Raw genomic sequence first — 22,065 nt, forward strand, 5'->3', positions numbered from 1 at the left:
GCGTGCTATTGTCGGCTCCAAGGTTGGCACTGCACTATTCTTTCTGTCAGGCTCAATATGAAAAAATTCTTCCTCATTTCGTTTTTTGTTGCGTTGTTTTCATCTGGTAACGCAGCGTTCGCGCAAACGGTTGATAGCAGCGCGCCAGATGCCCTGATCAAGACCGTCACGCAGCAGGTGGTCGACGCCGTGCGCAGCGACAAGTCGATCCAGCACGGCGATATTTCTCACATCACCCAGCTCGTCAACGAGAAGATCCTGCCTTACACGGACTTCCGCCGTACGACCCAACTGGCGATGGGCCGCAACTGGCGCACCGCCACGCCCGACCAGCAAAACGCGGTGGTCGAGCAGTTCAAGATGCTGCTGATCCGCACGTATTCGGGCGCGCTGGCGCAGGTCAAAGACCAGCAGATCCAGTACAAGCCGTTCCGCATGAACCCTGACGACACCGACACGGTGGTGCGCTCGGTCGTGATGAACAACGGCTCGCCGGTCGAACTCGACTACCGCCTGTACAAGACGCCGCAAGGCTGGCGCGTGTATGACATCAACGTGCTCGGCGCATGGCTTATCCAGGCGTATCAGCAACAGTTCAACGAGCAGATCCAGCAACACGGCGTCGATGGGCTGATCCAGTTCCTCACGCAGCGTAACCAGCAACTCGCTGCGGGCAAGCAGTCGTGAGCACAGCGGCGAACGCCGAGTCCTGCTCAGTGGCGGGCCGTTTCGAAACCGGCGCCACGCTGACCCACGCGAGCGCCACAGCCGCGCTCGCGGCCGGGCTGCAACGTATCGCGGCGGGCGCGACCGGCGTCGATTGCACGCCGCTTGCGCAGTTCGATTCGTCGGCGCTCGCCGTGCTGATCGCATGGCAGCGTGCCGCCCAGGCACGCGGCGCTGCGCTCGAAGTCGTCAATCTGCCGGCTGGTCTCGCCAGCCTGGCGCAAGCCTACGGCGTCGATACGCTCCTCTCCGGGCGACATTGACGCTCAACTGACGCGTCCGGCGTCACCTCCCGGTCTCCCTGGCAAAGTCGGGGCTCCCAACTTTGCCCTATAATCAAACGTTTTTTGGGGCTTTCAATGAGCCCCAATTTCGTTCCCTCCAGCACTTTGCGCACCTATCAGGCGCCGTGATCCAAAGCGGCGCACAGTCATGCCAGCCATAGAAATTCGTAACGTCAAGAAACGCTACAAAGATCTTCAGGCGCTCAAGGGCGTCAGCCTCACGGTGGAAGAAGGCGAGTTTTTCGGACTGCTCGGTCCGAACGGCGCCGGCAAGACGACGCTTATCAGCATCCTCGCCGGTCTCGCGCGCGCCGATGAAGGCAACATCGCGGTCCGCGGCCACGACGTCGTCACCGATTTCCGTGACGCCCGCAGGGCGCTCGGCGTCGTGCCGCAAGAACTCGTGTTCGACCCGTTCTTCACGGTGCGCGAGACCTTGCGCATCCAGTCCGGCTATTACGGCCTGCGCCACAACGACGCGTGGATCGACGAGGTGATGGCCAACCTCGACCTCACCGAAAAAGCCGACGCCAACATGCGCGCCCTGTCAGGCGGGATGAAGCGCCGCGTGCTGGTCGCGCAGGCGCTGGTACACCGGCCGCCGGTGATCGTGCTCGATGAGCCGACCGCGGGCGTCGATGTCGAGCTGCGTCAAACGTTGTGGAAGTTCATCTCGCGCCTGAATCGCGAGGGCCACACGATTGTCCTGACCACGCACTATCTGGAAGAAGCGGAATCGCTGTGCGACCGGATTGCGATGTTGCGGCGCGGCGAAGTGGTCGCGCTCGAGCGCACCAGCACGCTGCTGCAACGCTTCGCGGGCATGCAACTGTTCCTGCGTTTTACCGAGGGCGTGCTGCCGTCCGAATTGCGGCCGCTCGAAGTCGAGTCCGGCGCGGGCAACGGCAATGGCCGGCAACATCTGCTGCGTCTCGCGAGCTATGACGACGTCGAGCGGATTCTCGCGCAATGCCGCAACGCAGGTTGCAAGTTGGAAGAAGTCGAGGTGCGCAAGGCCGACCTCGAAGATGTTTTTGTTCAGGTGATGAACGGTCCGGAAGTGATCGAGGGGCTTGCATGAGCGGCTTTGGTGGATTTCGCACGCTGTTTTACAAGGAAATTCTGCGTTTCTGGAAGGTCGCGTTCCAGACCGTTCTGGCTCCGGTGATCACCGCGCTGCTGTACCTGACGATTTTCGGCCACGCGCTGCGCGGCCATGTGCAGGTCTACCCGGGCGTCGAGTACACGAGCTTCCTGATCCCGGGCCTCGTGATGATGAGCGTGTTGCAGAACGCGTTCGCCAACAGTTCGTCGTCTCTAATCCAGTCGAAAATCACCGGCAACCTGGTGTTCGTGCTACTGCCGCCGTTGTCCCACTATGAGATGTACTGCGCATATGTGCTGGCTTCGGTGGTGCGCGGGCTGGCGGTCGGATTCGGCGTGTTTATCGTGACGATCTGGTTCGTGCCGCTCAGCTTCAGCGCGCCGTTGATCATCATCGCCTTTGCGGTGCTGGGCGCAGGGATTCTCGGCACGCTTGGTCTGATCGCCGGCATCTGGGCCGAGAAGTTCGATCAGCTCGCCGCGTTCCAGAATTTTCTGATCATGCCGCTCACGTTCCTGTCGGGCGTGTTCTACTCGACGCACACGCTGCCGCCGGTGTGGCGCGAAGTGTCGCGGCTCAATCCTTTTTTCTACATGATCGACGGCTTTCGCTACGGTTTCTTCGGGGTTTCGGATATCGATCCGCTCGTGAGCCTGGCCATCGTCGCCGGTTTCTTCGTGGTGCTGGCCGTGGTGGCGATGCGCATGCTCGCCTCCGGTTTCAAACTGCGCCACTGACGAGGAGCTTTCTCATGTTACCGACTCCCGAACAGGTCAAGCAATACATCGCGGTTGGGCTCGCCTGCGAGCATCTCGAAGTCGAAGGCGACGGTCAGCATTTCTTTGCGACCATCGTGTCTCCGAGCTTCGAAGGCAAGCGGCTGATCCAACGCCATCAACTCGTGTATGCGGCGCTCGGCGACCGCATGCGCGAAGAAATCCACGCGCTCAGCATGAAGACGCTGACGCCCGCCGAATGGCAAAACGCGTAATCTGGAACGTTAGTGCGAATTACACAAGACAGGCGCGAGGCCGGTAGTGGCGCCGCCGCAGAAAGCAATGCAGCCCCGGTACAAAGCCGGATCGATCAGGAACTGACAGGTATGGACAAACTCGTCATTGAAGGCGGCCAGCGGCTGGCCGGTGAGATCGTTGTGTCGGGGGCGAAGAACGCCGCCTTGCCGATCCTGTGTGCGGGCTTGCTGAGCGCGGAGCCGGTTCATCTCGAGAACGTGCCGGACCTGCAAGACGTGCGCACCACGCTCAAGCTACTCAACCAGATGGGTGTGCGGACCGAAGCAGGCGCGGGACGGGTGTCGCTCGACGCGTCGAAGGTCGACAACCTCGTCGCACCGTACGAACTGGTGAAGACGATGCGCGCCTCGATCCTCGTGCTGGGGCCGCTGCTCGCGCGCTTCGGCGAGGCGAAGGTGTCGCTGCCGGGCGGCTGCGCCATCGGCGCGCGACCGGTCGACCAGCATATCAAGGGCCTGCAGGCGATGGGCGCGGAGATCACGATCGAGCACGGCTTCATCGAAGCCCGCGCGAAGCGCCTGAAGGGCGCGCGTATCGTGACCGACATGATCACCGTCACCGGTACCGAGAACCTGCTGATGGCAGCGGTACTGGCCGAAGGCGAGACCGTGATCGAGAACGCCGCGCGCGAGCCGGAAGTGGGCGACCTTGCGCACCTGCTCGTCGAAATGGGCGCGCAGATCGACGGCATCGGCACGGACCGTCTGGTGATCCACGGCGTCGACAAGCTGCACGGCGCGAAGCATACGGTGATTCCGGATCGTATCGAAGCGGGCACGTTCCTGTGCGCGGTCGCGGCCGCCGGCGGCGATGTGATCCTGCGCAAGGTACGTCCGCTGATCCTCGAAGCCGTGACGGAAAAGCTGCGCGAAGCCGGTGTGACGATCGAAGAGGGCGACGACTGGATGCGCGTGCGCATGGACCAGCGTCCGCATGCCGTAGGCGTGCGCACTTCCGAGTACCCGGCTTTCCCGACCGACATGCAGGCGCAATTCATGGCGCTCAACGCGATTGCCAACGGCACGTCGCAAGTGGTCGAGACGATTTTCGAAAACCGCTTCATGCACGTGCAGGAACTGAACCGCCTGGGCGCCAGCATCACGATTGACGGCAACACGGCGCTCGTAAGCGGCGTCGACAAGCTATCGGGCGCCAAGGTCATGGCCACCGACCTGCGCGCGTCGGCGAGCCTCGTGATCGCTGGTTTGTGTGCCGACGGCGAAACGCTGATCGACCGCATTTATCACCTCGATCGTGGCTATGACCGCATGGAGTCGAAGCTGACGGCCGTGGGCGCGAAGGTACGCCGTATTGCGGGGAGCCAGGCATGAGCGCGCTGCCGCAAACCTCGTCCTCGACGGCGGTGAGCGCGCCGCTCACGCTAGCACTGTCAAAAGGGCGTATCTTCGAAGAGACGTTGCCGCTGCTCGAGGCAGCCGGCGTCCAGGTCGCCGAAGACCCGGAAACTTCGCGCAAGCTGATCCTGCCGACCACCGATGCGAACCTGCGCGTGATCATCGTGCGCGCCACCGATGTGCCGACCTATGTCGAATACGGCGCAGCCGATTTCGGCGTGGCGGGCAAGGACGTGCTGCTCGAACATGGCGGCAGCGGCCTGTACCAGCCGGTGGACCTCGACATCGCGCGTTGCCGGATGTCGGTCGCCGTGGCGGCGGGCTTCGATTATGAGAACGCGGTGCGCCAAGGGGCGCGTCTGCGGGTGGCAACCAAATATGTGGAAACCGCGCGCCAGCATTTCGCCGCGAAGGGTGTGCACGTCGACCTGATCAAGCTGTACGGTTCGATGGAACTCGCACCGCTGGTGGGCCTCGCGGACGCGATCGTCGACCTGGTCAGCTCGGGCGGCACGCTGCGTGCGAACAATCTTGTCGAGGTGGAGGAGATCATGCAGATCTCGTCGCGCCTCGTTGTGAACCAGGCGGCGCTCAAGCTCAAGCGCGCCGCGTTGCGGCCGTTCCTCGACGCGTTCGAACGCGCGTCGCGGCGCGCCGATGCGGCGGCCTGAGAGCGCCTGCAGGTGCCAGATGCCGTCTGATGTTGTTTGAAGGGCATCAGGCGCGCCTTACCGAAACGGATACCAGCATGTCTATCAAGATTCGCAAACTCGATTCCAGCGCTCCCGAATTCCACAAGGCGTTGCACGCGGTGCTCGCGTTCGAGGCGAGCGAGGACGAAGCGATCGAACAATCGGTCGCGCAGATTCTGGCCGACGTGAAGGCTCGCGGCGACGCCGCCGTGCTCGAGTACACCAACCGCTTCGACCGTCTCGCAGCGTCGAGTGTCGCTGCGCTCGAATTGCCGATGTCGGAACTCGAAGCCGCCCTGGAAGGGCTCGATCCGCGCCGCCGGGCTGCGCTTGAAGCCGCCGCGGCACGCGTGCGCGGGTATCACGAGAAGCAGAAGATCGAATGCGGCAGCCATAGCTGGCAGTACACCGAATCCGACGGCACCGTGCTGGGCCAGAAGGTCACGCCTTTGGACCGCGCCGGCATCTATGTGCCGGGCGGCAAGGCCGCGTATCCGTCGTCGGTGTTGATGAACGCGATCCCGGCGCGGGTAGCCGGCGTGCGCGAAATCGTCATGGTCGTGCCGACGCCGGATGGTGTGAAGAATCCGCTGGTATTGGCGGCGGCGCTGCTGGGCGGGGTTGACCGCGTGTTCACTATTGGCGGCGCGCAGGCTGTCGGCGCTTTGGCTTACGGTACCGCTACCGTGCCCGCAGTCGACAAGATCTGCGGCCCGGGCAACGCGTATGTCGCGTCGGCCAAGCGCCGCGTGTTTGGCACCGTGGGCATCGACATGATCGCCGGTCCCTCGGAGATCCTGGTGCTGTGCGACGGCACGACGGATCCGCGCTGGGTCGCCATGGACCTGTTCTCGCAGGCCGAGCACGACGAGCTCGCGCAATCCATCCTGCTGTGCCCCGACGACGCCTTCATTGCCCGCGTGCATGACGCGATCAACGAACTGCTGCCCGCCATGCCGCGGCGCGACGTGATCCGCGCCTCGCTGGAAGGGCGCGGCGCACTGATCAAGGTGCGCGACATGGCCGAAGCCTGCGCGATCGCCAACGACATCGCCCCGGAACACCTCGAGATTTCCGCGCTGGAGCCGCACCAATGGGGCAAGCTGATCCGCCATGCTGGCGCGATCTTCCTTGGCCGCTACACCAGCGAAAGCCTCGGCGACTACTGCGCGGGGCCGAATCACGTGCTGCCTACGTCGCGTACCGCACGGTTCTCCTCGCCGCTTGGCGTCTACGATTTCTTCAAGCGCTCGAGCGTGATCGAAGTCAGCGCGGAAGGCGCGCAGACGCTCGGCGAGATCGCCGCGGAACTCGCATATGGCGAAGGACTGCAGGCGCATGCCCGCAGCGCCGAATACCGGATGAAGCAGAACGGCTGAACGCGCCAGGCTGATGTAACCCAGCCGGCGCCTCATCGACCTTGACCAACCGGGGCGGCTCTCGCGCCGCCCTTGCATGACTGGTCCGTTGTACGGAACAGTCCGCCCATCCATGACGACACCTCAAGACATCATTCGCCGCGACGTGCTCGCGATGACGAGCTATCCCGTTCCGGACGCAACGGGCTTTGTGAAGCTCGACGCGATGGAAAACCCGTTTTCCTTGCCGACGGCGCTCGCCGCGCAACTCGGCGAGCGTCTGGCCGGTGTCGCGCTGAACCGCTATCCGGCGCCACGCCCGGAAGCGCTGCTTGAAAAGATCAAACGCGCCATGGGCGTGCCGGCCAACTGCGAAGTGCTGCTGGGCAACGGCTCGGACGAGATCATCAGCATGGTGTCGATGGCCTGTGCCAAGCCGGGCGCCAAGGTGCTCGCGCCGGTGCCGGGCTTCGTGATGTACCAGTTGTCGGCCAAACTGGCGAACCTGGAATTCGTCGGCGTCCCACTCAAGGCCGATTTCACGCTCGACACCGCAGCGATGCTCGCCGCCATCGCCGAGCATCAGCCGGCGATCGTCTACCTGGCGTATCCGAACAATCCGACCGGCACGCTGTACGACGACGCCGACATGGAGCGCATCATCGCCGCCGCGGACAAGAGCCTGGTGGTGATCGACGAGGCGTATCAGCCGTTCGCGCAGCAAAGCTGGCTGCCGCGCGCCGACGCGTTTGACAACGTGGTCGTGATGCGCACGGTCTCGAAGCTTGGTCTCGCCGGCATTCGCCTCGGCTATCTGGTCGGACGCGCGGCCTGGCTGACCGAATTCGACAAGGTGCGCCCGCCCTACAACGTCAATGTGCTGACCCAGGCCACCGCCGATTTCCTGCTCGATCACCTCGACGTGCTCGACGCGCAGGCCGCGCAATTGCGCGAAGAACGCACGAAACTGGCCCAGGCCGTCGGCCAGTTGCCCGGCGCCGAAGTGTTCCCGAGCGCGGGCAACTTCCTGCTGGTGCGGGTACCTGATGCATCCGTTATGTTCGAAACGCTGCTTACTGCACGGGTTTTGATCAAAAACGTGAGTAAAATGCATCCATTGCTGGCGAATTGCGTGCGTCTGACGGTCGGTTCCCCTGAAGAAAACGCGCAACTGCTGGCCGCACTGAAACTCGTGCTGCATTAAACGGCGTGCCGTCGCGCTGCGCACCGTACAGCGGGCGCGGCGCTTGGCGTTCCCCCAACTCCCCATCTTTCATAGTCAGATTCGAGGAATTACCATGCGCCAGGCGGAAGTCGTTCGCGACACTAGCGAAACGCAGATCCGTATCAAGATCAATCTGGACGGCACCGGCAAGCAAAAGCTGGCCACCGGTGTGCCGTTTCTCGACCATATGCTCGACCAGATTGCGCGGCATGGGTTGATCGATCTCGACATCGAAGCGCATGGCGACACGCATATCGATGACCATCACACGGTCGAAGACGTCGGCATCACGCTGGGCCAGGCGGTCGCGAAGGCGGTCGGCGACAAGAAGGGCATCCGTCGCTACGGTCACTCTTACGTGCCGCTGGACGAAGCGCTGTCGCGCGTCGTGATCGATTTCTCCGGTCGCCCGGGCCTCGAATTCCACGTGCCGTTCACGCGCGCGCGCATCGGGACGTTTGACGTCGATCTCTCCATCGAATTTTTCCGCGGCTTTGTGAACCACGCCGGCGTGACGCTCCATATCGACAACCTGCGCGGCCTGAACGCCCATCATCAGATGGAAACAGTGTTCAAGGCGTTTGGACGGGCCTTGCGCATGGCAGTGGAACTGGATGAACGCGCGGCGGGGCAAATTCCGTCGACCAAGGGTAGCCTGTAAGCCAGACTAACCGGACCGGGCGCGCATTGCGTGAGCCCGGCTTGCGATGGATATCCTCAAGTCGTTCATCTCGCTGCTGGCGCTAATCAATCCGGTCGGCGCCATTCCGTTCTTTATGAGCCTCACGGCCCAGCAGTCGGACGGCGAGCGGCGCAGGACGATCCGGATTGCTGCGGTGTCGGTGTTCTTCGTGATTGCGGTGACGACGCTGCTCGGACAGCAGATCATCAGCTTCTTCGGCATCTCGGTCGGATCGCTGCAGGTGGGCGGCGGGATCATCATGCTGCTAATGGCCATCAACATGCTGAATGCGCAGATCGGCAATAGCCGTTCGACGCCGGAAGAGCGTCACGAGGCCGAGCAGAAGGATAACGTCGCGGTGGTGCCGCTCGCGATTCCGTTGCTGACGGGGCCGGGCGCCATCAGCACGGTGATCATTTACGCGGCTCACTCGCCGCATTGGTACGACCGGATTAGTCTTATTGTTATCGGTGCCGTGCTGGCGGCGATCTGCTTTTTTTCGCTGCGGCTCGCTGAACCGATCGCCCGCTGGGTGGGGCAAACGGGCATCAATATCGGCACGCGGCTCATGGGTTTGATGTTGTCGGCGCTGGCGGTGGAATTCATCGTCGACGGTCTGAAGGCGTTACTGCCTAACTTGAAATGAAAACTTCGATTGCGATTGTGGATTACGGAATGGGCAACCTGCGTTCGGTCGCCCAGGCGTTGAGGAAGGCCGCGCCGGAAGTGGACGTGGCGATCGTCGACCAGCCGGAAGCGATCCGCGCGGCGGACCGTGTGGTGCTGCCCGGCCAGGGCGCGATGCCTGATTGCATGCGCAGCCTCGGCGAATCCGGCTTGCAGGAAGCGGTCATCGAAGCGTCGCGCAGCAAGCCGCTGATGGGCGTGTGCGTGGGCGAGCAGATGCTGTTCGACTGGAGCGCCGAGGGCGACACGCGCGGACTCGGCCTGTTGCCCGGCAAGGTGCTGCGTTTTGACCTGGAAGGCCAGTTGCAGGATGACGGCTCGCGCTTCAAGGTGCCGCAGATGGGCTGGAACCGCGTTCGTCAGACCCTGCCGCACCCGCTCTGGGACGGCGTTGCGGACGGCAGCTTCTTCTACTTCGTGCACAGCTATTACGTACGGCCGGACAACGCGGCGCATACGTCGGGCGAGACCGTGTACGGTGTGCCCTTTACCTCGGCGGTGGCGCGGGATAACATCTTTGCAACCCAATTCCATCCGGAAAAGAGCGCCGAAGCGGGCCTGCGTGTGTATCGAAACTTCGTGCACTGGAACCCGTGAGCGCCAACCGTCTCCAGTCCCGTGCTGCCGTCTCCCGCCTGACTCGTATCGTGGTGGCCGCCGGAGCTGCGTCTTTGTTGCATCCCTGTGCCCAATGTACGTGCGCAGGGCTCCTGAACGAGTTGTACTAAACTAGCGAAACGATGCGCGAGCAGGCTTATGGCTTCCCGGCGCCGCCCGACTTTAAACCTTCTTCCCTGACTAGACCCGATTGCTATGCTGCTGATTCCCGCCATCGACCTGAAAGATGGTCAGTGTGTACGCCTCAAACAGGGCGACATGGACCAGGCGACGATTTTTTCCGAGGAACCGGCGGCGATGGCCCGACATTGGGTCGACCGCGGTGCCCGGCGCCTGCACCTCGTCGACCTCAATGGAGCATTTGCTGGTAAGCCGAAGAACGAAGACGCGATTCGCGCGATCATCGAGGAAGTCGGGGGTGAGATTCCCGTCCAGCTGGGCGGCGGCATCCGCGACCTGAATACGATCGAGCGCTATCTGGACGACGGTCTGTCGTACGTGATCATCGGCACGGCGGCGGTGAAGAATCCGGGCTTCCTGCAGGACGCCTGCACGGCGTTCGGCGGCCATATCATCGTCGGGCTCGACGCGAAGGACGGCAAGGTGGCCACCGACGGCTGGAGCAAGCTGACCGGCCACGAAGTCGCCGACCTCGCGCGCAAGTTCGAGGACTACGGCTGCGAGTCGATCATCTACACCGACATCGGCCGCGACGGCATGCTGCAAGGTATTAACATCGAAGCGACGGTGCGCCTTGCGCGTGCGGTGAAGATTCCGGTGATCGCGAGCGGCGGCCTGTCGAATCTCGCCGACATCGAGGCGCTGTGCGAAGTCGAAGTCGAAGGCATCGAAGGCGTGATCTGCGGTCGCGCCATCTATTCGGGCGACCTCGACTTTGCGGCCGCCCAGACACTCGCCGACAAGCTGCGCGAATCGGACGACGCCTGACGGGCTTTAGCGCCGCGGCGCGAACGCGTGGTGGCGCGGGGTTTCGGCCCCAGGCTGAAGGCGGCGCCGGCCGTCAACGTTTGTTCGGCGTTCCAGGCTTTTCAGGTGAGCCCGGGCAACCAACCGGGTCAACAAGCAGGCCAGCCCGGTTTTCCAGGGCCGAAACGGACGTTCCAGTCGATCTGGACCATTCCGGCCATCCAGGCCAGCCCGGCACGGCAACGCGCGCCGGCATTGCGCCGCTCCGGTATGAGCGGCCTCATCAGCGGTATTGGCAGAATTTGCAAGATCATGGCTCTAGCTAAACGCATCATCCCCTGTCTCGACGTCACGGCTGGCCGCGTGGTCAAGGGTGTCAACTTCGTCGAACTGCGCGATGCCGGCGATCCGGTGGAAATTGCCCGTCGCTACGACGAGCAGGGCGCCGACGAACTCACCTTTCTCGACATCACCGCCACCTCCGACCAGCGCGATCTGATCCTGCCGATCATCGAAGCGGTGGCCTCGCAGGTCTTCATTCCCTTGACGGTTGGCGGCGGCGTGCGCGCGGTCGAAGACGTGCGCCGTCTCTTGAACGCCGGCGCGGACAAGATCAGCATGAACTCGTCGGCGGTCGCGAACCCGCAACTGGTGCGCGACGCGACGGATAAGTACGGCTCGCAGTGCATCGTGGTCGCGATCGACGCCAAGCGCGTCTCCGCCGACGGTGAAACGCCGCGCTGGGAAGTCTTCACGCACGGCGGGCGCAAGGCGACCGGGCTGGAAGCGGTCGAATGGGCGCGCAAGATGGCCGAACTCGGCGCGGGCGAAATCCTGCTCACCAGCATGGACCGCGACGGCACCAAGAGCGGCTTCGACCTGGCGCTCACGCGCGCCGTGTCGGACGCCGTGTCGATTCCGGTGATCGCCTCGGGCGGCGTCGGCTCGCTGCAGCATCTGGCAGACGGCATCAAGGACGGCCACGCAGACGCCGTGCTGGCCGCCAGCATTTTCCACTACGGCGAACACACGGTTAGCGAAGCCAAGCGCTTCATGGCCGATCAAGGCATTTCGGTGAGGTTGTGACGTGGTGAACCCTACTGCTGTGGATTGGCTCGACAAAGTGAAGTGGGACGCGAACGGCCTCGTGCCGGTGATCGCGCAGGAAGCCTCGAGCAACGACGTGCTGATGTTCGCGTGGATGAACCGTGAGGCGCTCGCCAAGACGGTCGAGACCGGCCACGCGGTGTATTTCTCGCGCTCGCGTCAGCGGCTGTGGTTCAAGGGTGAGGAGTCCGGCCACGTGCAGCATGTGCATGAAGTGCGGCTCGACTGCGACGAAGACGTCGTGCTGCTGAAGGTCGAGCAGGTGTCGGGCATTGCTTGCCACACCGGCCGCCATTCGTGCTTTTTCCAGAAATTCGAAGGGACGGTCGACGACGGCGACTGGATCGCAGTCGAGCCTGTCCTGAAAGACCCCGAACACATCTACAAATGACGCAAAACTCCGAATCGACGAACGATACCCTGCTGCGCCTCGCCGCAGTCATTGACGGCCGCAAGGGCGGCGATCCCGACGTATCGTATGTGTCGCGCCTGTTCCACAAGGGCGACGACGCGGTCCTGAAGAAGATCGGCGAAGAAGCGACTGAAGTCGTGCTTGCCGCCAAGGACGTGCGCCAGGGCGGCGCGCCCACCGCGTTGGTCGGCGAAGTGGCCGATCTCTGGTTCCATTGCCTCGTGATGCTGTCGCACTTCGATCTGAGTCCGGCCGACGTGCTCGCCGAGCTCGAGCGCCGCGAAGGCATGTCCGGGATCGAAGAGAAAGCGCTGCGTAAGAGCCGCGAACGCGAGCAGAAGGGCGATTGAACGCCAACTGACCGCCAATAGGAAGGAGGACGCAAACATGGAACAGTCGCAAGGCGGATATCCGCCGCCGTCGTACCGCAATGCCCTCGAATCCGACCGCGAACGCGGCGCGCGCACGCTGACGCACGTCCTGTACGCGCTCTACGCGGTCTACTGGCTGACAGGTGGCATCTCGGTGTTGATCGCCATCATCATCAATTATGTGAAGCGGCCGGACGTCGTAGGCACGCCGTATGAAGCGCACTTCCAGTGGCAGATGCGCACGTTCTGGTGGTGCATGCTCGGCTACCTGATTGGCGGCCTGCTGTTTTTCGTTGTGATTGGAATTCCGATCCTGTGGGCTGTCGGTATCTGGATGTTGTACCGTATCATCAAGGGCTGGCTGTATCTGTACGATAACAAGCCGCTGCTGAATCCGCGGGCGTGGTTCTGAGGCCAGGTTCCCCCGCCCGTACGTTTGCGCTTCAGGACACCCATGAGCCACGACTCAAATTGCCTTTTCTGCAAGATCGCCTCGGGCGAGATTCCGTCTACCAAAGTCCACGAGGACGACGAGTTCGTCGCCTTTCGCGACATCCGTCCGGCGGCCGAGACCCATGTGCTGGTGATTCCGCGCAAGCACATCGAAACCCTGTCGAACTGCAGCGAAAGCGATGCACCGCTGCTTGGTAGAATGCTTGTATTGGTGGGGCGTCTTGCCGATCAGCTCGGGGTGGCCTACACCGGCGGCGAGACCGGCTTTCGCACGGTGATCAATACCGGGCCGGGCGGCGGTCAGGAGGTGTACCACCTGCATGCGCATATTCTGGCTGGGCCGCGTCCGTGGCAACGGATGGGGTAAGGGCCGGGGGCCGCGAACGCCGGCGGTTACGTCGCGTTCAAGGGGCGTATTGAACTGCGTATGATGGCGGTCGGTGAGGCAAAGGTGTTTTTCCTCTTGCGATGTAATGACGCCGTCGCGATTGTCTGGACACAATCACGCGCAGAGCCGCTCTGCCGGATCTGAAGCAGCGGCGGCAACGTATAGATGAGGCGTACGCGCTTCGATTCGGGCCGTAAAGGCGCAGATGTTCGACGCGTGCAAACGCGATGTCGGGGTTAAGGAGAGTAGTCATGGGTTCGTTGAGTATTTGGCACTGGCTGATTGTTTTGCTGATCGTGGCACTGGTATTCGGCACGAAGAAATTGCGCAATATCGGCACCGATCTGGGCGGCGCAGTGAAGGGCTTCAAGGAAGGCATGAAAGAAGCGGAGACACCGGCGGGCGACGCGCAACAGCGCGAACTGCCGCGTACCGACACGGTCGACGTCGACGCAAAAGAAAAGACGCCGCGCTCGAGCGACTACCGCTAAGCCGCGGTCCATCCGCGTACTGACGGGAACCCCACTTCATGCTGGACCTCGGTCTAACCAAGATGGCGCTGATCGGCGTCGTCGCGCTGGTCGTACTCGGGCCGGAGCGGCTGCCGCGCGTCGCCCGCACGGCGGGGGCGCTGTTCGGTCGCGCGCAGCGCTATATCAACGACGTGAAGGCCGAAGTCACGCGTGAAATTGAGCTCGACGAATTGCGTCGCATGAAGACCGAGTTCGAAACGGCGGCGAGCAACGTTGAAACAAGCGTTCACGACAATCTGCGCAAGCATGAGACCGAGCTGAATGAGGCCTGGAACTCAGGCTCGTCGGTGAGCCCTAGCATTGCCGGCGGTTCGCTGGAAAGTGCCGCGGGGAGCGGCAGCACGTCCAGTTCGACGTCTTGGCGCAGCGCGCCTGCCGCCGCTGCGCCTAAACGCAAGAACTGGCGCGTCAAGCAAACGGCCATGCCAACGTGGTACAAGCGCGCCACCACGCGCCGTACGCGTGTGCAGTCGGGCGCAGCGCGCGTGGCGCGTCATACGCCGGTGAGCCTGCGCCGGCCGACGCGCTTCTTCTGATGACTCTAACGATAATCTCCTACCGAGGGCCGGTGTGAGCGACCCCCAGCAAACCCAGAGCGAAGGCACTGAAGAGACCTTCATCTCGCATCTCGTCGAACTGCGCGACCGCATCATCCGCGCCGGCATCTCCGTCATCGTGGTGTTTCTCGGGCTCGTCTACTGGGCGCCGGACATCTTCAAGCTGCTCGCGCGGCCCTTGATGATGAATCTGCCGAAGGACGGCAAGCTGATCGTGACCGACGTCACCGGCTCGTTCTTCGTGCCGATGAAGGTAACCATGATGGTTGCGCTCGTCATCGCGCTGCCGGTCGTGCTGTACCAGATCTGGGCGTTCGTCGCGCCGGGGCTCTACCAGCATGAGAAGAAGCTGGTCGTGCCGCTGGTGGGCAGCAGCTACATCCTGTTTCTGTGCGGCATGGCGTTCGCGTACTTCGTGGTGTTTCCGACCATCTTCCGCGTGATGGCGCACTACAACGCGCCGCTTGGCGCGGCGATGAACACGGATATCGACAACTATCTAAGTTTCGTGTTGACCATGTTCATCGCGTTCGGGGTGACCTTCGAGGTCCCGATCGTTGTCGTGCTACTGGTCCGGATGGGCATTCTGACGGTCAAGAAGCTGCGCCAGATCCGTCCGTATGTGATCGTCGGGGCGTTTGTGGTGTCGGCTGTGGTGACCCCGCCTGACGTGTTTTCGCAGCTGATTCTCGCGGTGCCGCTGATCGTGTTGTACGAGGCGGGGATCATCGCGGCGCGGCTGATTGTCGGCAAGCAGGTTGAAAAGGTCGACGAAGAGGAGTCGGCGGCGAGTTGAGGGTGAGACTAAGGCTAGGGCGAGGTTGGCGCTAGCCTGCCGGAGCCGCCTGGCCGGGCCTATTCGTGGCGCAGCGCGCCTCGCATGCTTTGAGTTCAGTGGCATCAAGATACAAAAAGGGCAGTCCAATCACGGACTGCCCTTTTTGTTTGGCGGATTTTGAGCTTTGCTTAACCGCCGTCGTCATCCTGATCGCCGCTGTCGTCGGCAGGCTGCTTCGGCGGTGGCGGACGCTTGCCGATCATCACCTCCAAGTCCAGCTCGCGGTTTTTGCGCACCAGATGGATCTTCGCGTTGGAGCCCGGCTTGATCTGCGCGATGAGGTTCAAAAGGCGCGTCGTATCGGTGATGTCCTGACCGTCCACGCTGACCAGAATGTCGCCCGGCTTGATGCCGGCACGGTCCGCCGGGCCGTTCTTCAGGACCCCGGCGACGATCGCGCCCGACTTCTGGTCGAGCCCGAACGACTCGGCAATCTCTGGCGTGACATCCTGCGGCTCGACGCCGATCCAGCCGCGCGTCACCGAGCCGGTCGTGATAATGCTCTCCAACACGCTGCGCGCCGTCGACACGGGGATCGCAAAACCGATCCCGAGCGAGCCGCCCGAGCGTGAATAGATGGCGGTGTTGATGCCGAGCAGGTTGCCGTTCACGTCAACGAGCGCGCCGCCCGAGTTTCCGGGGTTGATGGCCGCGTCGGTCTGAATGAAGTTTTCGAACGTATTGATGCCGAGGTGATTGCGGCCGAGCGCGCTGACGATGCCCATGGTCACCGTCTGACCGACGCCGAACGGGTTGCCGATCGCCAGTACCACGTCGCCCACGCGCGTCTGGTCCATGCGGCCGAGCGTGATCGTAGGCAGGTTGGTGAGGTTGACCTTGAGGACCGCCAGATCGGTCTCCGGATCGACGCCGATCACCTTGGCGGTGGTCGTGCGGCCGTCGGCGAGCGCAATTTCAATCTGATCCGCGCCGTCGACCACGTGCTGGTTCGTTAGAATGTAACCTTCCGAACTCACTATGACACCCGAGCCCAGATTGGCGGCTGGTTGCTCCTGCTGTTTGTTGTTGTTCTTGTTGCCGAAGAAGTAACGAAACAGTGGGTCTTTCGCCCGAGGGTCGGGCGGCAAAGACCCGTCCTTGCTCGAGAACACATTGACGACCGCGGGCGATGCTTTCTGCGCGGCGTCGGCATAGGAAGCCTGAGCAGGACCGCTACCGATGCCAGGCGCTACCTCCCGCAGTGCGACGATCGGCTCGGCGAGTTGCTTGCCGAATTGCCCTTGTCGCTGCAGCCATTGCGGTTTGAGGGTCGCAATGATGAACATCAGCGCCAACAGCACGGTCACCGCTTGGGCAAAGAACAGCCAAAAGCGTCTAAGCATCTGAAGATTAGAGGTTTATATGGATCGGATCGAACTTGAATTGTACTTGAACAAAGTCCTTGAAACCGCGCGCTTCAAGGACTACTGCCCGAACGGGCTGCAGGTCGAGGGGCGCCGCCGGGTCAATAAAATCGCCACCGGTGTGAGCGCTTCATTGGCGTTCCTGGAGGCTGCGCTCGACTGGGGTGCCGACGCCGTGCTGGTCCATCACGGCTACTTCTGGCGCAATGAACCGCCGCAAATTACCGGCCGCGAATATGGGCGGCTGAAACTGCTGCTGGCCAATGACCTGAACCTGTTCGCCTACCATCTGCCGCTCGACGACCATCCCGAGTTCGGCAATAACGCGCAGATTGGCGCGAAGATGGGCTGGATCGCCGACGCGCGTTTCGGCGAAAACGACATTGGCTGGATCGCCACGCTGCCCATGCCGGTCACGCTCGCGCACTTCACCGCCCAGGTGGAGGAGACGCTCGGCCGCACGCCGCTCGTGTTCGGCGATCCGGACGTCGAACTGCGGCGTGTCGCCTGGTGCACGGGCGCCGCGCAAGGCTATTTCGACGCGGCGATCGAAGCCGGCGCCGATGTCTACCTGACCGGCGAGGTCTCCGAACAAACCATGCATACTTCGATGGAGAGCGGCGTCGCGTTTCTCGCCGCCGGTCACCATGCGACCGAACGGTTCGGGGTGCAGGCGCTCGGTGCACATCTGTCGGAATCATTTGATATCGAACACCTGTTTATCGATATCCACAATCCAGTCTGATTACCGAACTAAAACGCACGAAATACGCAGGGCCCACTTAAAAAGAACGACCAAAAAGTTTCTGATTGGTGCGGGGAAACCCTTGGATATCAAAGACTTCGCATGGTTTTTGGCATTCGGGCCTTGTAAATGACGACTCCATTCGAGCAAACTAGCGTTCGGTAGAAGCGACGTGAAGGAAAAATCCAACTCAGAAGTGGGGCGTGTGATGCGAGACAAAGATGATGAGCTCGTCGATGGCGGCCGCCGTACGTGGCTGATAGCGACGACCGTAGCAGGTGGCATAGGAGGCGTTGCCACTGTCGTACCCTTTGTTGGTTCGTTTGCACCATCTGAAAAAGCCAAGGCCGCCGGCGCGCCGGTCGAGGCCGATATTACCAATCTGAAGCCGGGCGAGATGATGACGGTCGCCTGGCGCGGCAAGCCCGTATGGATCCTCAACCGCACCGACCGGATGCTCGCCGACGTCCAGAAAGCCGATAACGAAGTAGCCGATCCCCATACCGAACATCCCTTCTCGATGCCGTTGCCGGCGTACTGTAACAACGAATTCCGCTCGCGGCCCGATCACAAGAACCTGTTAGTTACCGTCGCCGTATGCACCCATCTGGGCTGCACGCCGACTCCGCGTTTCCAGGAAGGCGCGCAGCCAAATCTTCCTGACGACTGGCCCGGCGGCTTCCTGTGCCCGTGCCACGGCTCGACCTATGACCTGGCCGGCCGCGTCTTCAAGAACAAACCTGCACCGCAAAACCTGGACATCCCGCCCTACATGTTCACGTCGGCTACCCAGCTCGTGATCGGCAAGGACGAGAAAGGAGAAGCGTAAATGGCGATCGATCACGAAGTGGAGACGACCGGGCTGGTCGGCTGGATCGACCGCCGCTTTCCGATGACCTCGACGTGGAAGAAGCACGTCTCCGAGTACTACGCGCCGAAAAACTTCAACTTCTGGTATTTCTTCGGCTCGTTGGCATTGCTGGTGCTGGTCAATCAGATCGTCACCGGCATTTTCCTCACCATGAACTACAAGCCCGATTCGATGCTCGCGTTCGGCTCGGTCGAGTACATCATGCGCGAGGTGCCGTGGGGCTGGCTGATCCGTTACATGCACTCGACGGGCGCGTCGATGTTCTTTGTGGTGGTCTATCTGCACATGTTCCGCGGGCTGATGTACGGCTCGTACCGCAAGCCGCGCGAACTGGTGTGGATCTTCGGCTGCGCGATCTTCCTGTGCCTGATGGCCGAGGCGTTCTTCGGTTACCTGCTGCCGTGGGGCCAGATGTCGTTCTGGGGCGCCCAGGTGATCGTGAACCTGTTCTCGGCGATTCCCTTCATCGGCCCGGACCTCTCACTGTGGATTCGCGGCGACTACGTGGTGTCGGACGTCACGCTGAACCGCTTTTTCGCGTTTCACGTGATCGCGATCCCGCTGGTGCTGATCGGGCTGGTGGTTGCGCACATCGTGGCGTTGCATGAAGTGGGCTCGAACAACCCGGACGGCATCGAGATCAAGGCGAAGAAGGACGCGAACGGCATTCCGCTCGACGGCATCCCGTTCCACCCGTACTACTCCGTGCACGATTTCATGGGCGTCACCGTGTTTCTGCTGATCTTCGCGGCGATCATCTTCTTCGCACCGGAGATGGGCGGGTACTTCCTCGAGGCAAACAACTTCGTCCCGGCCAACCCGCTGCAGACGCCGCCGGAAATCGCGCCGGTGTGGTACTTCACGGCGTTCTATGCGATGCTGCGCGCCACCACGGATCCGTTCAAGATCGTCCTGATGATCGTGATCGCGCTGCTGGGGCTGTTCGCACTGGTGCGGGCCCGCGGTAAGTGGAAGGTGGGGTTGCCGGTACTTGCCGTACTGGTGATTCTGGCAATGTACTTCACCCAGTCGAAGTTCTGGGGCGTGGTGGTGATGGGCGGCGCGGTGATTTCGCTGTTCTTCCTGCCGTGGCTGGATCGCTCGCCGGTGAAGTCGATCCGCTACCGGCCGTTCTTCCACAAGGTGTTCTACGGGATCTTCGTGCTGGTTTTTCTGACGTTGGCGTTCCTCGGGACCAAGCCGCCGTCTCCCGCCGCGACCCTGATTGCGCAGATCTGCGCGCTGGTCTATTTCGCGTTTTTCCTTGGCATGCCGTTCTGGACGCCGCTTGGCACTTTCAAGCAACCACCCGAACGGGTGCGGTTCAAGCCTCACTAATCGCAGGCCAAGGAGACAAGAAGATGAGAAAAATGCTTTCGAGGCTCGCGGTGATCGGGGCCGCATCGGTCACTCTGGCGCTCGCGCTGTTGGCGGCGCCCGCTTACGCGGACGACAATTTCCCGCTCGACCGCGCGCCCGATAACGCGGACAATTTTGCTTCTTTGCAGCATGGCGCCAAATTGTTTGTAAACTACTGCCTGAATTGCCATAGTGCGAACCTGATGCGCTACAGCGCATTGACCAGTTTGGGCATTTCACCGCAGGAAATTCAGACAAACCTGCTTTTCACCACCGATAAAATCGGCAACACGATGTCCGTGGCCATGAAGCCCGACGACGCGAAGGCGTGGTTCGGCACGGCGCCGCCGGATTTGTCAGTGGAGGCGCGGGCGCGCGGCCGGGATTGGATATACACGTATCTGCGCAGCTTTTATCGCGACGATACACGGCCGACCGGCTGGAACAATCTGGTGTATGAAAACGTGAGCATGCCCAATGTATTGTGGGAGCTTCAGGGGCAGCGTACGGCGAAGTTCGACGACGTAATCGACGAAAGGAGCGGGGAAACAGTCCATAAATTCGTCGGCTACCAGCAGGTCACGCCGGGGACGTTGTCCGCGGTGGATTATGATTCGGATGTGGCCGACCTTGTGTCGTACCTGTCCTGGATGTCCGAACCGACGCAGCAAACCCGCCACCGGCTTGGTGTGTGGGTGCTGTTGTTCCTCGGCGTCCTGAGCTTTTTCGCCTGGCGATTGAACGCCGCGTACTGGAAAGATATCAAATAATCACGCCATAACCGGCGTGGGGCCGGCGCAAGGAAAAACCTGCTGGACGGTTTTTCCGCGCGCTGGCCCTTCAGCTTTTTGAGGAAACGTAAACATGATGGTTCTGTATTCCGGCACAACTTGCCCATTCTCCCAGCGCTGCCGGCTGGTGTTGTTTGAGAAAGGCATGGACTTCGAGATCCGCGACGTCGACCTGTTCAACAAACCGGAAGACATTGCTGTGATGAATCCGTATGGTCAGGTGCCGATCCTCGTCGAACGGGACCTGATTCTGTACGAATCGAACATCATCAACGAGTATATCGACGAACGCTTCCCGCATCCGCAACTGATGCCGGCCGACCCGGTGCAACGCGCCCGCGCACGCCTGTTCCTGCTCAACTTCGAGAAGGAACTGTTTGTGCACGTTGGCACGCTCGAAAACGAGAAGGGCAAGGCCGCCGAGAAGAATCACGAGAAAGCACGCCTCGCGATCCGCGATCGCCTGACGCAGCTCGCGCCGATCTTCCTGAAGAACAAGTACATGCTCGGCGAAGAGTTCTCGATGCTCGACGTGGCGATCGCGCCGCTGCTGTGGCGTCTGGATCACTACGGCATCGAACTGTCGAAGAACGCCGCGCCGCTGATGAAGTACGCCGAGCGGATTTTCAGCCGCCCGGCCTATATCGAAGCGCTGACGCCGTCGGAAAAGGTGATGCGTCGTTGAGTTTGGCTTGAGGGTAGGGGCGTCGCGCGCTGCCCGTGAGTGTCTGCGCGTGAAGCTGCGGCGCCTTGCCCAGTAAGAGGACTGTTGATGCAAGAGATTTCCACGAAGCCTTACCTGCTGCGCGCGCTCTACGAGTGGTGCACGGATAACGGCTATACGCCGCACATCGCGGTACGGGTCGACAATCAGACGCGGGTGCCTCGCCAGTTCGTGCGGGACAACGAAATCGTGTTGAACATCAGTTTCGAGGCGACCAGCCAGTTACAGATGGGCAACGAGTGGGTCGAGTTCAGCGCGCGGTTTTCGGGCAAGTCGCACAAGATCGAAGTGCCGGTCGCCAATGTGCTGGCGATTTACGCACGTGAGAATGGCCAGGGCATGGCGTTCCCGGTCGACTCGGCGGGTGGCGAGGCGACGGATTCCGGTGCTGACGCGGTAGAAGCCGATGAGGCGACGCCGCCGGTGAAGTCAGCGGGCGGTGGCCCTCGGGCCGTTGAGTCTGAGCCTGCGTCTGCGCCGCGGGCGAAGGCCGATGAGGCTGACGCTGACGATACGCCGACTCCCGATGACGATGGATCGAAGGGCGGCGGTCGCGGCCACCTGAAGGTCGTAAAGTGAAGTGAGATGATGCTGCGGGCGGATCCAGCTAGCTAATCGTGCTGGATACGCCGTAGCTTCTTTTAGTGGCCAGTTCGCGGCCGCCGGTTTCTTCGAGCATCGAAACGGCAATCAGCGAAATAATCACGCACCCAATCATGTACCAGGCCGGGGCCATCGTATTGCCCGTCGCCTTGATGAGCCATGCGACTGCACAAGCGCTCGCCATATAGAATCGCCGCTCATGTGGCGTAAACGACTCTAAAGTTGTCACTTCCGACAATGGTGCGGACTCCGGTTC

General features: G+C 61.9%; 29 protein-coding genes. 27 read left to right on the top strand and 2 right to left on the bottom strand.

Annotated features, from left to right (window positions below):
- The first annotated feature begins 57 nt into the window (after positions 1–57).
- The 21 genes from P3T40_RS34695 to tatC all read left to right on the top strand — a co-directional run bounded on the left by P3T40_RS34695 (position 58) and on the right by tatC (position 15,310).
- Positions 58–687 carry an MlaC/ttg2D family ABC transporter substrate-binding protein gene (locus P3T40_RS34695; protein WP_429272227.1) on the top strand — a complete coding sequence of 210 codons (630 nt, stop codon included), beginning with the start codon at positions 58–60 and terminating at the stop codon, positions 685–687.
- Positions 684–989: an STAS domain-containing protein gene (locus tag P3T40_RS34700; protein ID WP_429272228.1), complete on the top strand. Its 306-nt coding sequence runs from the start codon at positions 684–686 to the stop codon at positions 987–989. The genes P3T40_RS34695 and P3T40_RS34700 overlap by 4 nt, the downstream gene beginning before the upstream one ends.
- Before the next feature lie 169 nt (positions 990–1,158).
- Positions 1,159–2,091 (top strand): ABC transporter ATP-binding protein, encoded by a 933-nt coding sequence (locus tag P3T40_RS34705; protein ID WP_429272229.1) that lies wholly within the window; start codon positions 1,159–1,161, stop codon positions 2,089–2,091.
- Positions 2,088–2,852 (top strand): ABC transporter permease, encoded by a 765-nt coding sequence (locus tag P3T40_RS34710; RefSeq protein WP_429272230.1) that lies wholly within the window; start codon positions 2,088–2,090, stop codon positions 2,850–2,852. The genes P3T40_RS34705 and P3T40_RS34710 overlap by 4 nt, the downstream gene beginning before the upstream one ends.
- Before the next feature lie 14 nt (positions 2,853–2,866).
- On the top strand, positions 2,867–3,106 hold the full coding sequence (locus P3T40_RS34715) for a BolA family protein (RefSeq protein ID WP_074262648.1): 240 nt from the start codon (positions 2,867–2,869) through the stop codon (positions 3,104–3,106).
- A 111-nt stretch (positions 3,107–3,217) separates the two neighbouring features.
- A complete protein-coding gene (gene murA, locus P3T40_RS34720; protein ID WP_429272231.1) occupies positions 3,218–4,480 on the top strand; it encodes a UDP-N-acetylglucosamine 1-carboxyvinyltransferase in 1,263 nt (420 codons plus the stop codon).
- On the top strand, positions 4,477–5,175 hold the full coding sequence (gene hisG / locus P3T40_RS34725) for an ATP phosphoribosyltransferase (protein ID WP_429272232.1): 699 nt from the start codon (positions 4,477–4,479) through the stop codon (positions 5,173–5,175). Before murA ends, hisG begins: the two co-directional genes overlap by 4 nt.
- 77 nt (positions 5,176–5,252) lie before the next feature.
- On the top strand, positions 5,253–6,575 hold the full coding sequence (hisD, locus tag P3T40_RS34730; RefSeq protein ID WP_429272233.1) for a histidinol dehydrogenase: 1,323 nt from the start codon (positions 5,253–5,255) through the stop codon (positions 6,573–6,575).
- 112 nt (positions 6,576–6,687) lie between these two features.
- A complete protein-coding gene (gene hisC, locus P3T40_RS34735) occupies positions 6,688–7,758 on the top strand; it encodes a histidinol-phosphate transaminase (protein WP_429272234.1) in 1,071 nt (356 codons plus the stop codon).
- A 94-nt stretch (positions 7,759–7,852) separates the two neighbouring features.
- The gene (gene hisB / locus P3T40_RS34740) at positions 7,853–8,440 is read left to right on the top strand and encodes an imidazoleglycerol-phosphate dehydratase HisB (protein ID WP_117338061.1); all 588 of its coding nucleotides are present in this window, start codon (positions 7,853–7,855) and stop codon (positions 8,438–8,440) included.
- A 46-nt stretch (positions 8,441–8,486) separates the two neighbouring features.
- Entirely contained in the window at positions 8,487–9,107 is a 621-nt protein-coding gene (locus tag P3T40_RS34745; RefSeq protein ID WP_429272235.1) for a YchE family NAAT transporter, read from the top strand.
- On the top strand, positions 9,104–9,745 hold the full coding sequence (gene hisH / locus P3T40_RS34750) for an imidazole glycerol phosphate synthase subunit HisH (RefSeq protein WP_429272236.1): 642 nt from the start codon (positions 9,104–9,106) through the stop codon (positions 9,743–9,745). Before P3T40_RS34745 ends, hisH begins: the two co-directional genes overlap by 4 nt.
- Before the next feature lie 216 nt (positions 9,746–9,961).
- Positions 9,962–10,714 (top strand): 1-(5-phosphoribosyl)-5-[(5-phosphoribosylamino)methylideneamino]imidazole-4-carboxamide isomerase, encoded by a 753-nt coding sequence (gene hisA, locus P3T40_RS34755; protein WP_074301471.1) that lies wholly within the window; start codon positions 9,962–9,964, stop codon positions 10,712–10,714.
- Positions 10,715–11,005: 291 nt separating this feature from the next.
- Positions 11,006–11,779, top strand: a complete 774-nt coding sequence (hisF, locus tag P3T40_RS34760; protein WP_429272309.1) for an imidazole glycerol phosphate synthase subunit HisF — start codon at positions 11,006–11,008, stop codon at positions 11,777–11,779.
- 1 nt (position 11,780) lies between these two features.
- Positions 11,781–12,191, top strand: coding sequence for a phosphoribosyl-AMP cyclohydrolase (hisI, locus tag P3T40_RS34765; RefSeq protein WP_429272237.1), 411 nt, complete (start codon positions 11,781–11,783; stop codon positions 12,189–12,191).
- Positions 12,188–12,562 carry a phosphoribosyl-ATP diphosphatase gene (locus tag P3T40_RS34770; protein WP_429272238.1) on the top strand — a complete coding sequence of 125 codons (375 nt, stop codon included), beginning with the start codon at positions 12,188–12,190 and terminating at the stop codon, positions 12,560–12,562. Before hisI ends, P3T40_RS34770 begins: the two co-directional genes overlap by 4 nt.
- Positions 12,563–12,599: 37 nt before the next feature.
- Positions 12,600–12,995: a DUF4870 family protein gene (locus P3T40_RS34775; RefSeq protein WP_429272239.1), complete on the top strand. Its 396-nt coding sequence runs from the start codon at positions 12,600–12,602 to the stop codon at positions 12,993–12,995.
- A gap of 42 nt (positions 12,996–13,037) precedes the next feature.
- A complete protein-coding gene (locus tag P3T40_RS34780) occupies positions 13,038–13,403 on the top strand; it encodes a histidine triad nucleotide-binding protein (protein ID WP_429272240.1) in 366 nt (121 codons plus the stop codon).
- 272 nt (positions 13,404–13,675) lie between these two features.
- On the top strand, positions 13,676–13,915 hold the full coding sequence (gene tatA, locus P3T40_RS34785) for a Sec-independent protein translocase subunit TatA (RefSeq protein ID WP_074301476.1): 240 nt from the start codon (positions 13,676–13,678) through the stop codon (positions 13,913–13,915).
- 38 nt (positions 13,916–13,953) lie between these two features.
- On the top strand, positions 13,954–14,493 hold the full coding sequence (gene tatB, locus P3T40_RS34790) for a Sec-independent protein translocase protein TatB (protein ID WP_429272241.1): 540 nt from the start codon (positions 13,954–13,956) through the stop codon (positions 14,491–14,493).
- A 34-nt stretch (positions 14,494–14,527) separates the two neighbouring features.
- Positions 14,528–15,310, top strand: coding sequence for a twin-arginine translocase subunit TatC (gene tatC, locus P3T40_RS34795; protein WP_429272242.1), 783 nt, complete (start codon positions 14,528–14,530; stop codon positions 15,308–15,310).
- Positions 15,311–15,480: 170 nt separating this feature from the next.
- Here tatC and P3T40_RS34800 read toward each other — a convergent pair whose 3' ends face one another.
- Positions 15,481–16,695, bottom strand: a complete 1,215-nt coding sequence (locus P3T40_RS34800) for a Do family serine endopeptidase (RefSeq protein WP_429272243.1) — start codon at positions 16,693–16,695, stop codon at positions 15,481–15,483.
- Positions 16,696–16,714: 19 nt separating this feature from the next.
- On the opposite strand from P3T40_RS34800, the gene P3T40_RS34805 reads away from it, so the two are divergent.
- From P3T40_RS34805 to P3T40_RS34830, 6 genes are all read left to right on the top strand, one after another.
- On the top strand, positions 16,715–17,461 hold the full coding sequence (locus tag P3T40_RS34805; RefSeq protein WP_429272244.1) for a Nif3-like dinuclear metal center hexameric protein: 747 nt from the start codon (positions 16,715–16,717) through the stop codon (positions 17,459–17,461).
- A 208-nt stretch (positions 17,462–17,669) separates the two neighbouring features.
- A complete protein-coding gene (petA, locus tag P3T40_RS34810; protein ID WP_429272310.1) occupies positions 17,670–18,290 on the top strand; it encodes a ubiquinol-cytochrome c reductase iron-sulfur subunit in 621 nt (206 codons plus the stop codon).
- Positions 18,291–19,670 (top strand): cytochrome b, encoded by a 1,380-nt coding sequence (locus P3T40_RS34815; protein ID WP_429272245.1) that lies wholly within the window; start codon positions 18,291–18,293, stop codon positions 19,668–19,670.
- Between the two features lie 23 nt (positions 19,671–19,693).
- Positions 19,694–20,461 carry a cytochrome c1 gene (locus P3T40_RS34820; RefSeq protein WP_429272246.1) on the top strand — a complete coding sequence of 256 codons (768 nt, stop codon included), beginning with the start codon at positions 19,694–19,696 and terminating at the stop codon, positions 20,459–20,461.
- A gap of 94 nt (positions 20,462–20,555) precedes the next feature.
- A complete protein-coding gene (locus P3T40_RS34825; protein WP_006052302.1) occupies positions 20,556–21,167 on the top strand; it encodes a glutathione S-transferase N-terminal domain-containing protein in 612 nt (203 codons plus the stop codon).
- 87 nt (positions 21,168–21,254) lie between these two features.
- Positions 21,255–21,785 (top strand): ClpXP protease specificity-enhancing factor, encoded by a 531-nt coding sequence (locus P3T40_RS34830; protein ID WP_429272247.1) that lies wholly within the window; start codon positions 21,255–21,257, stop codon positions 21,783–21,785.
- Between the two features lie 28 nt (positions 21,786–21,813).
- Here the strand turns inward: P3T40_RS34830 and P3T40_RS34835 are convergent, their stop codons facing one another.
- Positions 21,814–21,993: a hypothetical protein gene (locus P3T40_RS34835; RefSeq protein WP_429272248.1), complete on the bottom strand. Its 180-nt coding sequence runs from the start codon at positions 21,991–21,993 to the stop codon at positions 21,814–21,816.
- Between the last annotated feature and the right edge of the window lie 72 nt (positions 21,994–22,065).

Source organism: Paraburkholderia sp. EB58 (genome assembly GCF_050436665.1).
In the GTDB taxonomy this organism is placed as follows: domain Bacteria; phylum Pseudomonadota; class Gammaproteobacteria; order Burkholderiales; family Burkholderiaceae; genus Paraburkholderia.